Origin of the sequence: Paracoccus sp. pheM1, assembly GCF_018499825.1 — a bacterium.
Classification (GTDB): domain Bacteria; phylum Pseudomonadota; class Alphaproteobacteria; order Rhodobacterales; family Rhodobacteraceae; genus Paracoccus; species Paracoccus versutus.
This window is the reverse complement of the sequence record NZ_JAGXCX010000002.1, coordinates 555,984-567,798: the sequence shown is the minus strand read 5'-3', so window position 1 is coordinate 567,798 and position 11,815 is coordinate 555,984. Positions and strand designations below refer to the sequence as shown.

Here is an 11,815-nt window from a genome sequence, read left to right as displayed (position 1 = left end):
CCCTCAGTCGATCGGATAGTCGTATTGGCGCAGGAAGCGCCAGATGTTGCGGTTCAGCTGGGACAGCATCTCCAGGTCCTGGTCCAGCCGCAGCATCTCGTCGCTGCCCAGGGTCTGCTTGCGGCCCATGTGGATGCGGTCGCGCCGGTCGGCGATCCGCATCAGGATGGTCGAGACCGAGCCGTCCTCCTGGAAGGACCAGATGCTGTGGTTGTAGCGGTGGCGGACGGCGGACAGCCGGGCGAAGCGCGCCGTCAGCTCCAGCAGTTCCTGCTGCTCCTGCCCGGCGGGCAGGCGCAGCTTCGCAAGACGCTCGACCATCTCGATGCGGCCGCGCGTCGACGTGACCGACAGAAAGACCACCACCGCGGCGCTCTTGTCCATCCCGGTCAGCCCGGCGAGCATGTGGATGAGCAGGCTTTCGGTATTGCTCCAGGCATAGTTCAGCCGCCCGACCCGCAGCAACACGGCATCCAGGTCGGGTTCGACCGCGCTGGCCCCGGCTGTCGGCGGCGGCGCCGTCACGATCGTAATGCGCGATAGCGCATGGCGGCCTCGGTGCGGTTGTGGGCGCCCAGGCGCAGGCTGGCATTGCGCAGGTGCAGCTTGACCGTATGGACCGACAGGCCCAGGCTCAGCGCGATGCGCTTGTTGGACTGGCCGTCGGCGACCAGGCGCAGCACGTCCTGCTGGCGCTGGGTCAGGCCAAGCTCGTCCGGGACCGCGGCCGGCATCGCGACGCCGGCCGAGGACATGATCTCGGGAAAGATGTAGTTGCCGCCATGCGCCACCAGCTTGATGACGGAAAGCCAGACATCGAGCCGGATGTTCAGCGGCAGGATGCTGGCAGCGCGCCGCCGCAGCTCGGCATCCTCGTAGCAGGCCCGGCCGAAGGCGCCGGTGCAAAAGGCGATGGCCAGCGCCACGTCGTTCAAGGCCAGCAGATAGGTGCGATCCTCCTCGGTCAATCCGCGCATGGTCGGTTCGTCCAGAACCAGCAGCGTCGGCCTTTCGCCGGTCAGTTCGGACAGGCTGCGGAAGTCGTCGAAGGACAGCGCGGCCGCCACGGTGATATGTCCCAGCTCCTGACTGGTCACTGAAATCAGGCTGTGGGAAAAGTTGCATTGCGTTCCGACAAAGAGAACCTCTGCCGTTCCACGCGCAGGCCGGCCAGACAGCGTACGAATTTCACTGGATACGCCATCGCAAGATGCCATGTTCATGTCATTCCTACCTTCTTGCGTATGGTTTTACTCCCCCGTCCCGGTCGGCCCTCCCAAGCCGACCGGACGGTTCAGCCTAGCAAGTTTTCGCCCGGCCTTAAAGGAAAGAGCGAAAGATAAGTTCAAGAATCACCACAACTTAGTTGTAATATGACCGGGCCACTCCCTCCAAGGTAGAGGCCCCGCTTCGGCGCTTGTCCTTTTGGCGAGGTCGGCCGGGGCCGGGCCCGGTGCCCTGGCGAAAGGGATTAATCCTTTCGGGCGATGCGGGGGATGTCCGGGGCCGGTCGGCTATAGGTCCAATAGGGGTTCTTCGGGTATTCGGGCAGTCCCCCTCTAGCCTTTTCGAGCAGCTAGGCCGAATCGGTGGGCGGGGCGTAGCCTTCCTTCAGGTCGGCGAACCGGGTTTCCTCCGGGCCGGCCGCAGGGGGCCGCGCAGGGTGGTATGCGGATCCCCCTTATCAGCAGCAGGACGGGGACGGTCGTGCCGTCGTGACGGTGGGCATTTGCCCGGCGACCGCAACCGGCTTGCCTTCATCCACCGAAACCGGGCGGGCAGGCGTGCTTGTGAAGGATCTGGCCGCATCTCCCCCGCCTCTAGAGGAGGAAATGACGATGGTTGGCAGCCGCAACATGAATCTCTTCGCCTGGCCGATCAACAACCAGAACCAGGATCAGGACCAGGATCAAGACCAGGATCAGGGCCAGGGTCAAGGTCAGGGCCAGGGACAGGGCCAGCTGAACAAGCAGGGCCAGGATCAGGACCAGGACCAGGGTCAAGGCCAGGATCAGGGCCAGGGCCAGGACCAGGGCCAATCCCAGACCCAGAGCAACGCGAACGACAACGCGAACTCCAATGCCAATGCGAACAGCAGCGCTTCCGAGACGCTTGCCTATAACGCTGCGGGCAACGTGGCGGGCAACCTTGCCGGCAATGCGGCCAAGAACAAGGCCGACAACGACGCCAGCAACGATGCGCATAACGACGCCAACAACGACGCGCGCAACGATGCGACGAACGACGCCTACAACAAGGCGGTGAACACGGCCTATAACAACACCGACGTCGAGACCAACGTCTCGACCAATGTCAGCGTGGGCCTCGATCTGGAGGGATGGCAGCCGACCGACAATGACTATGCCGACATCGACCTGAACAACGCGCATGGCAGCATGGGCGATTTCCTGGTCAACCGCGACGGCAACATCAGCATCGGCACCGACGACATCAATATCGAGAACGTGCTGAACAATGCCCTGAACGGCGGCGGCGCCGACGTGGGCATCATCATCCCGCAATCCGGGACGATGAACGACCAGGACGACCTGAGCGACGCCCATGTCTCGAACAATGCCGACTTCAACCAGAACGGCAGCGTCAACGGCGGCACGGCCACGGCCGAGCGCGGCATCGATGCCGGCAGCGAAGGCGGCCGGGGCGGCAGCGGCGGCAGCGCCGACGGCGGCTCGGGCGATGCGGATGCCGATGGCGGCAAGGCACTGGCCTCGGGCAGCCATTCCGATGGCGGCAACGGCGGCGACGCCGCGGCCTGGGGCGGCGACGGCGACGGCGGCGGGGCCCTTGGGCTTGGCCTGGGCGCCGGCCAGGGCGGCTCGGCCGATGGCGGCGATGCGGCGGGCCTTGGCGCCGGCATCGGTGCCGGGCTGAGCGGTGACGCAAGCGGCGGCGACGCCGGGGCCGGCAGCCTGGCAGGCGCGCTTGGCGCCGGGGCCGGTGGTCCGGGTGGGGCTGGCGGGGCCGGTGGCTCGGGCGGCGGCACCGGCTCGGCCGATGCCGGTCCGACCGGTGCGCTTGGCCTGGGCCTGGTCGGCGTGGGCGTCAACAGCGACAGCGGCAATGGCGGCACCTCCGGCGACGGCGGCGACGGCGGCGCGGGTGACGCGGGCGGCGCCGGCGGCATCGGTGCCGGGATCGGCGCGGCGCTTTCCGCCGCGGCGGCCATGGCGGGCGATGCGACCTCGGGCGATGCCGGCGGCGCGGGCTTCGGCGCTGCCCTGTCGGCGGCCGGCAACGGCGGCCGTGCGGACGGCACCGGCGAAGGCTACGGCGATGCCGTGGGCGGCAACGGCCTGGGCGGTGCGGCCAATGGCACCACCGGCGGCGCCGGCGGCGCGGCCAGCTCGACCGGCGGCTATGCCCTGGGCGGTAGCGGCATGAACACCAGCAGCGGCAATGGCGGCGACGGCGGCCAGGTGATGTCGGGCGACGGTGGCTATGCTCATGCCGGCACCTGGGGGTCGAACAATGGCGATGATGGCTATGTCAACGGTTATTCGACCGCCTCGGCCGACTCGATCCTGGATACCTCGGCGTTCAACCAGAGCATCGTGATGGGTGCGAACGTGCTGGGCAACACCGTCGACATGACCGTGGTCGGCGGCGATCTCAGCTCGTCGGTGATCGGCCAGGACGATCTGGGCTGACAGGCCCCCACGCGAACGTCCTGCGCAGGGTCTTCCTGCGCAGGTTTCCGTTTAATTGATTTCCCTCGGCCTTGCCGGAATTGTTTTATCGAGGAAGGTGGCAGACATGCTGGTGATCGACGCGACAGAAGAAGCGATCTGGCACTTCATCGGAATTTTCCACCTTGCGGAAGAACATGGGCGGATGCGGATCGAATACGATCGCCTGACCGCCCGGAAGGCCGGCCCCGACCTGGGCCCGGTCGAACCGACCCACCAGGCGGCCGACCATTCCTATCAGCCGCTCGATTACCAGCCCGAGATCCGCTACGCACCGCCCTATCGCCCCGGCGAGGGGCTTTCGGCCGATCCGGCCCCGCCCGTGCTGGTGCTGGACCACCATTTCCCGCGCGCCTCGGTTTCGCCCGAGGTGATGTCCGCCAGCATGCCCAATGCCGGCGTGCCCTGGTCCGCCAAGCCGCCGGGCGGCGTGGTGACGCCGGTGCCGGAATGGGTTCTGCCGGTGCCGGGCTCGGTCGCCGTCATCGTGGTCCAAAAGACCCGGCTGGCCGATGACGACCAGGTGAATGCCGACGCCATGCGCGAGGGGGTGGTCGATCTGCAGCTGTTGACGGACCGGCTGGAATCGCTGGCCGCGCAGGCCGAGCAGCTGGGCATCGCCCTGCCGGTGGCGATGCCGGCGGACGAGCCCGCCTTTCGCCTGATCGCCGAGACCTTCCGCCAGACCGACCTGCCCGAGACCGAAGCCCCCGGCGCCGAGGTCCATGCGCGCCAGGGCGCCGATGCCGAGGGCCTGTACCAGAACGGCCTCAAGGTCGATGCCCGTCCCGACATCGACGCGCTCATGCCCGCATACCGCCAGGAGGTGGCCGCCGAGCAGGCGCGCGAGGCGCAGGAGGGCGCCCCGGTCACCAGCCGCGACGGCCCGACCTCGGCCGGTCCCACCAGCGTTGCCGGCCCCGGCGAGATCGGGCAGGGCCATGACCTGATCCTGGGCAACAATACGCTGATCAACCAGGTCACGATCCATTCCGCCGCGGTGACGGCGCCGGTCGTCGCCGTGGCGGGGGGCGTCTACAGCTACAACATCATCAGCCAGACCAATGTCTGGAGCGATACGGATGCGCTGGGCGGCCTTGCCGCCGCCGCGCAGGGCCAGGCCAGCCCGACGCAGGGGCTGAACTTCGCCAGCTACACCAGCTTCTCGAACCCGATGCCGGTGCCGCAGGGCGATGACGATGCGCCGCAATACTGGGTGACGGCGACGCTGGAGGGCAGTCTCATCAGCATGAACTGGATCGAACAGTTCAACCTGATGTCCGACAACGACATCGCCTCGATCACGCTTCAGGCCAACCAGACCCTGCTGCTGATGGGCGAGAACGGCGCGCTGAACCACGTCTCGCTGCTGGAGCTGGGGATGAGCTACGATCTCATCATCGTCGATGGCCAGGTCATCAACCTGAACGCGATCCTGCAAACCAACGTGCTGCTGGACGACGACCGCATCATGGTCAGCGACGGCCATGGCGGCAGGATCAGTTCGGGCGACAACCTGCTGATCAACGATGCGACCATCCATCAGGTCGGCCTGTCCGGCGTGGTCGCGACCGGCGCGGACCATGCGGCGATGCTGGCGGGGGCGGCGGCGGGCGATGTCAGCCTGCCGCAATCGGTGCTGAACGATCCCGCCTTCCAGGGCCTGGACCTGGTGCGGGTGCTGCATATCAAGGGCGACATGGTTTCGGTCAACCTGGTGCGGCAGACGAACGTGCTGGGCGATGCCGACCAGATCGAGGTCTATCGCGACGACCTTCTGCAGGCGGGGGGCGAGATCAACGTCGTCACCGGCTCGAACCTGCTGGTGAACGCGGCGGTGATCGCCGAGTTCGGCGTCGATGCGACGATCTATGCCGGTGGCGAGGTCTATTCCGACGCGCTGCTGCACCAGGCCGAACTGGTCATGACCCACGATCCGCTGATGCCCACCCCGCCGCCCGGCCTGGCCAGCGAGGCGGTGCTTTTCCTGGCCGAGGGGATGCTCGGCGACGATGCCGGCGACGGCGATTTCGTGCCGATCGGCACGAATGCCGATGTGCCCGCCGACATCATGCAAACGGTGCTGGCATGACCCGATCCGACAAGACCAGCGAGCGGCTGGTGCTCGAACCCGAGATGTGCGTCGATTGGCAGGGCGAGAAACCCCGCCCGCCGGCCTCGAAGCCCATGGGCACCGGCCCTACCATCGAGCGGCAGGCCGGGCGCATTCCCCCGGCGCCCGCCACGGTGCAGGCAAAGGACGGCGCCGCCTTCCACAAGCGGGTGTCCGAGCCCGACATCGCCGGGGCGCTGGGCGCGACGATCCGCCGGATCTGGGCCAATATCCTGGGGGTTCTGCTGTTCAGCGGCGTCTCGAACATGCTGGTGCTGGCGATCCCGATCTACCTGTTCCAGATCTCGGACCGGGTGCTGACCAGCCGCTCGATCGACACGCTGGTCATGCTGACGGTGGTGATCGTCGGCGCCGTGCTGCTGCAGGTGGTGTTCGACGCCATCCGGCGCGGCATGCTGCTGCGCAGCTCGGTCGACATCTCGGCCCGGCTGGGCGCGCCCATCCTGTCGGCGGCGGCGCGCGCCTCGCTGCAAAGCGCCGGCCAGGAATACCAGACGCTGGGCGATCTGCAGCAGGTGCGCAGCTTCCTGGTCTCGGGCACGCTGCTGTCGCTGCTGGACCTGCCCTTTGCGCCGCTGTTCATCCTGGCGATCTTCCTGGTCCATCCGCACCTGGGCCTGATGGTGCTGACCACGGCGGTCCTGCTGATGGCCATCGCGATGATGAACCAGCGCGCCACCGCGAAATCCTTTGCCGAGGCGAACCGGCACCTCAGCCGCGCCAACCTGCACCTGGATTCGATGATGCGCAATTCGCAGATCATCAACGCGCTGGCGATGATCCCCGAGGCCGTGACCATCTGGGGCCGCGACGCCGCCAGCTCGATGACGGCGCAGGTGCGCGCCCAGGACCGCAACATCGCCTTTGCCGGCGCCTCGCGCGCGGTGCGGCTGCTGACGCAGGTGGGGCTGCTGGGCTGGGGCGCCTACCTGGCGCTGCACGGCGAGATCACCGGCGGCATGGTCATCGCCGCCTCGATCATCGCCGGCCGCGCGCTGGCCCCCATCGAGGGCGCCATCGAGGGCTGGAACCACGTGCTCTTGTCGCGCGCCGCCTATGGCCGCATCTCGGCGCTGCTGAAATCCTCGCCGCTGAACCAGCAGCGGCTGAAGCTGCCCCATCCCGAGGGGCGGCTGGATGTCGAGCGGCTGCTCTACGTCCCGAACGGGACCAAGCGGGTGGTGCTGAACGCGATCACATTCTCGCTGAACCCCGGCGCATCGCTGGCCATCGTCGGCAATTCCGGCGCCGGCAAGACGACGCTGGGCAAGATGCTGGTCGGCTCGATCCTGCCCACCTCGGGCAGCGTGCGGCTGGACCTGATGGACCTGCGCAACTGGGACCAGCGCCAGCTGGGCCAGTGCATCGGCTATCTGCCGCAGGACGTGCAGCTGTTCCCCGGCACCATCAAGGACAACATCGCCCGGATGCGGCCCGACGCCCGCGACGAAGAGATCTACCAGGCCGCGGTGCTGGCCGATGTCCACGACATGATCGCCAAGCTGCCCGAAGGCTACGAGACCATCGTGGCCGCCGACGGATCGCCGCTGTCGGGCGGGCAGAAGCAGCGCATCGGCCTGGCGCGGGCCTTTTTCGGCGGCCCCCGCCTGGTGGTGCTGGACGAGCCGAACTCGAACCTCGACACGGCGGGGGACCGCGCGCTGTCCAGGGCGATGGCGCTGGCCAAGAAGGACGGCATCACCATGATCGTCGTGACGCAGAAATACCAGCTGCTCCAGGACGTGGACAACATCATGCTGCTGGCCGACGGGCAGATCGCCGCCTTCGGCGCGCGCGACCAGATGCTGGAGCGGCTGGCGAGCCGCAAGCCGCCGCCGGGCAACCAGCCCTCCGCCATGGCCCGCCCGCCGCAAGCCCCGCAGGCCCAGGCCCCGCAGGCTCATGTTCAGCCCCAGGCCCAGCAGCCGCAAGCCGCCCCGCCCCAGGCCGGGCCGGGCCGGCAGCCCGCGACACCCCCCGCACCGGAGGCAGGCCGATGACCAGCAGATCCGACCCCGACGGCCTCTATGACCGGGTTCCGCGCTCGGTGACGCGGCACCTGGTCTTTGGCATCGCCCTGCTGGTGCTGTCCCTGGGCGGGTTCGGCACCTGGGCCTTCCGGGCGCCGCTTGCCGCGGCGGTGATGGCGCCGGGCAGCTTCGTCGCCACCGGCCGCAACAAGATCGTCCAGCACCTGGAAGGCGGCATCATCCGCGAGATCCTGGTCGACGAGGGCGAGGAAGTGACGGAAGGCCAGGTGCTGATCCAGCTGGACCGCACCGCCGCCATCGCCAACCGGCGCGAGCTGGAATTGCGCCGCGCCCGGCTCGAGGCGATCAGCGCCCGGCTGCGGGCGGAATATGCCGGCGCCGAGACGCTGGTCTTCGACGGCTTCCTGCAGGAATATGAGGACGAGCCGAGCTTTGCCGCCATCATGGCCGAACAGCAGGCGGCCTTTCGCGCCGCCCGCGCCCGGCTGGATGGCGAGGTCATCCTGCTGCAAAGCAATATCGCCGCCAGCCGGTCGCGCATCGAGGGCTACCAGGGCCAGTTGGCCGCCATCGAGACCCAGCTTGCCCTGCTGCGCGAGGATCACGGCGCCCGCGACACGCTGCTGCAGCGCGGGCTGGTGCGGCGCAGCGACGTCAACGTCCTGGCGCGGGCCATCGCCGATGCCGTGGGCGAGGCGGGCCGCATCAGGGCGCTGATCGCCGAGACGGAAGAGGCCGTGCGCAAGGCCGAAAGCGAGATCGAGCAGGCGCTGACCCAGCACAAGCAGGCCGCGCTGAACGAAAGCCAGGGCATCGAGGCCGAGCTGGACAGCGTCCGCGAGCAATCGCTGAAGGCGCAGGACGTGCTGGAGAGGGCCTATATCACCTCGCCCGTGTCGGGGACCATCGTGCGCATGCATTACCACACGCCCGGCGGGGTGATCGAGGCGGGCAAGCCGATCCTCGAGATCCTGCCGCAGGATGCGCCGCTGATCATCGAGACCCATGTCGCGCGCACCGACATCGACGAGATCGAGGTCGGGCAGAAGGCGGCGGTGCGGCTGACCTCGCTGAACCAGCGCACCACCCCGGTGCTTCAGGGCCACCTGGTCTATGTCTCGGCCGATGCGCTGGCCACGCAGACCGACGGCATCCAGCGCGAGGTCTATGTGGTGCGCATCGACCTGCCGCCCTCGGAGCTTGGGCGGGTGCATGGCTTCCGGCCGACGCCGGGGATGCCGGCGGAGGTCATGATCGAGACCTCGGCCCGGACCTTCGCGCAATACCTGGTCAAGCCGATCGAGGACAGCCTGTCGCGGGCCTTCCGCGAGAATTAGGCTGGGCGGCGGCGGGCCGGCCCGGCAGTGCCGGTTGGCGTGGCTTTCGGCGCGGAACCGGCCTTGGCGTTGAAGGAAAAGGATAATTTCCCGCGCAGCGGCCGGTTTTTCCGCGGCATCCCTACGGGCCGGCCCGGCGACGGGCCGGGCTGGGGATTGCCCCTTGCCCGGCCTGCGGCTATCGCAGGCAAAAAGGGGTCCGGCAATCATGAGCTTCAACACCTTCGGTCGCGTCTTCACCTTCACCACCTGGGGCGAAAGCCACGGCCCGGCGCTGGGCGCCACGGTGGACGGCTGCCCGCCGGGCGTGGCGCTGGACGAGGGCTGGATCCAGCAATTCCTGGACCGCCGCCGCCCCGGCAGTTCGAAATTCACCACGCAGCGGCAGGAGCCGGACCGGGTGCGCATCCTCTCGGGCGTCTTCGAGGGGAAAACCACCGGCACGCCGATCCAGCTGATGATCGAGAACACCGACCAGCGCAGCAAGGATTACGGCGAGATCGCCCAGGCCTTCCGCCCTGGCCATGCCGACATCGCCTATCATCTGAAATACGGCATCCGCGACTATCGCGGCGGCGGCCGTTCCAGCGCGCGCGAGACGGCGGCGCGGGTCGCGGCGGGCGGCGTCGCCCAGGCGGTGCTGCGCGAGCTGGCACCGGGGCTGAAGATCACCGGCTACATGGTGCAGATGGGCGAATTGCACCTGGACCGGGCGAATTTCGACGCGGCCGAGATCGGCAACAACCCGTTCTTTCTGCCCGACGCCTCGGCCGTGCCGGCCTGGGAGGATTACCTCAACGCCATCCGCAAGGCGCAGGACAGCGTCGGCGCCGCCGTCGAGGTGCTGGTCCAGGGCTGCCCGCCGGGGCTGGGCGCGCCGGTCTATGCCAAGCTGGACACCGACCTGGCCGCCGCGATGATGTCGATCAACGCGGTCAAGGGCGTCGAGATCGGCGAGGGCATGGCCGCCGCCGCCCTGACCGGGACCGCGAATGCCGACGAGATCCGCATGGGCAACGAAGGCCCGCGTTTCCTTTCGAACCATGCCGGCGGCATCCTGGGCGGCATCTCGACCGGGCAGGACATCCTGGTGCGATTCGCCGTCAAGCCGACCAGCTCTATCCTGACCCCGCGCCGCACCATCGACCGGCGGGGCGAGGAGATCGAGCTGATCACCAAGGGCCGCCACGATCCCTGCGTCGGCATCCGCGCCGTGCCCATCGCCGAGGCCATGGCGGCCTGCGTGATCCTGGACCACCTGCTGCTCGACCGGGCGCAGACCGGCGGGCAGCGCGGCCGGATCGGCTAGGCAAGGCGCGCGACGGGCGGGGAAGGGGAGGGGAACGCCGTTCCCCTCTTGGCCCGTTCCGGGCCAATTCACCCCATGGGGTATTTGGAAAACGGAGAAGGCCCTGGCGCGGCGGGTTTCAGCCGTTCACCGTTTTGCAGATACCCCTGCATTGTTGCGGAACTGTTACATTGCTTTCGCATAACCGTCGCATCGGCGTTCTAGAGAACGCACAGGCCGAGTCCGGCCCCATGGAAATGTCAGGAGTGATCCTATGAAATCCGCGAAATTCACCGTGTCGGCGCTGGCCGTGATCGCCGCTTCGGCCACGGCTGCCGCCGCCCGCGACCAGATCCAGGTCTCGGGCTCGTCCACGGTGCTGCCCTATTCGACCATCGTCGCCGAGGCCTTTGGCGAGAATACCGATTTCCCGACCCCGGTGGTGGAATCGGGCGGCTCCTCGGCCGGGCTGAAGAAATTCTGCGAGGGCGTGGGCGAGAACACCATCGACATCGCCAACGCCAGCCGTCCGATCAAGGCCAGCGAGATCGAGGCCTGCAAGGCCGCCGGCGTGACCGAGATCATGGAAGTCCGCATCGGCTATGACGGCATCGTCTTTGCCAGCGACATCGAAGGCAACGACTTTGCCTTCACCCCGGCCGACTGGTTCAACGCGCTGGCGGCCGAAGTCGTGGTCGACGGCAAGGTCGTTGCGAACCCCCATGCCAAGTGGAGCGACATCCGCGCCGAGCTGCCCGACCAGGAGATCCTGGCCTTCGTGCCCGGCACCAAGCACGGCACTCGCGAGGTCTTCGAGGAAAAGGTGATCGCCGCGGGCTGCGAGGAATCGGGCGCCGCCGAGGTGCTGAAGGCCGAGAAGGGCGAGGACGAGGGCGCATCGGCCTGCATGGCGCTGCGCACCGACGGCAAGTCCATCGACATCGACGGCGACTATACCGAGACCCTGGCCCGCATCCAGTCGGCCAAGAACGGCATCGGCGTCTTCGGCCTGTCCTTCTATGAGAACAACACCGACAAGCTGAAGGTCGCGACCATGGCCGGGGTCAACCCCTCGACCGAGACCATCGCCTCGGGCGAATACCCGGTTTCGCGCCCGCTGTTCTTCTATGTCAAGAAGCAGCATATCGGCACCGTGCCGGGGCTGAAGGAATTCGCGGAATTCTTCGTCTCGGACGAGCTGGCCGGGCCGGAAGGGCCGCTGGCCGCCTATGGGCTGGTGGCCGACCCGGAGCTGGCCGCGACCCAGGCCGCCGTTGCCGACGAGGCGATCCTTTCCGAATGACCTGCCGGGCGCGGGGGGGCCGCCCCCCGCGCCCGTTCCGTTTCCCTGGCTCGAG

Annotated in this window: 8 protein-coding genes; 6 read left to right on the top strand and 2 right to left on the bottom strand. The window is 68.1% G+C overall.

The features are described from left to right. Window positions 1-3: 3 nt before the first annotated feature. Window positions 4-525: a hypothetical protein gene (locus KF941_RS16810; RefSeq protein WP_052095984.1), complete on the bottom strand. Its 522-nt coding sequence runs from the start codon at window positions 523-525 to the stop codon at window positions 4-6. Then, complete coding sequence (locus KF941_RS28555; RefSeq protein WP_052095986.1) at window positions 522-1,097, bottom strand: response regulator transcription factor; 576 nt, start codon at window positions 1,095-1,097, stop codon at window positions 522-524. The genes KF941_RS16810 and KF941_RS28555 overlap by 4 nt, the downstream gene beginning before the upstream one ends. A gap of 741 nt (window positions 1,098-1,838) precedes the next feature. Between KF941_RS28555 and KF941_RS28380 the strand changes: the two genes are divergently transcribed. The 6 genes from KF941_RS28380 to KF941_RS16775 all read left to right on the top strand — a co-directional run bounded on the left by KF941_RS28380 (window position 1,839) and on the right by KF941_RS16775 (window position 11,760). After that, complete coding sequence (locus tag KF941_RS28380; RefSeq protein ID WP_072460831.1) at window positions 1,839-3,668, top strand: hypothetical protein; 1,830 nt, start codon at window positions 1,839-1,841, stop codon at window positions 3,666-3,668. Window positions 3,669-3,774: 106 nt separating this feature from the next. Continuing rightward, the gene (locus tag KF941_RS16795) at window positions 3,775-5,799 is read left to right on the top strand and encodes a hypothetical protein (RefSeq protein ID WP_214273982.1); all 2,025 of its coding nucleotides are present in this window, start codon (window positions 3,775-3,777) and stop codon (window positions 5,797-5,799) included. Further along, window positions 5,796-7,841 (top strand): type I secretion system permease/ATPase, encoded by a 2,046-nt coding sequence (locus KF941_RS16790; protein ID WP_214273981.1) that lies wholly within the window; start codon window positions 5,796-5,798, stop codon window positions 7,839-7,841. Before KF941_RS16795 ends, KF941_RS16790 begins: the two co-directional genes overlap by 4 nt. Then, a complete protein-coding gene (locus KF941_RS16785; protein WP_214273980.1) occupies window positions 7,838-9,169 on the top strand; it encodes an HlyD family type I secretion periplasmic adaptor subunit in 1,332 nt (443 codons plus the stop codon). The genes KF941_RS16790 and KF941_RS16785 overlap by 4 nt, the downstream gene beginning before the upstream one ends. 208 nt (window positions 9,170-9,377) lie before the next feature. Continuing rightward, a complete protein-coding gene (gene aroC / locus KF941_RS16780; RefSeq protein ID WP_072460827.1) occupies window positions 9,378-10,478 on the top strand; it encodes a chorismate synthase in 1,101 nt (366 codons plus the stop codon). 253 nt (window positions 10,479-10,731) lie between these two features. Then, window positions 10,732-11,760: a substrate-binding domain-containing protein gene (locus KF941_RS16775; RefSeq protein ID WP_036756839.1), complete on the top strand. Its 1,029-nt coding sequence runs from the start codon at window positions 10,732-10,734 to the stop codon at window positions 11,758-11,760. Window positions 11,761-11,815 lie beyond the last annotated feature (55 nt).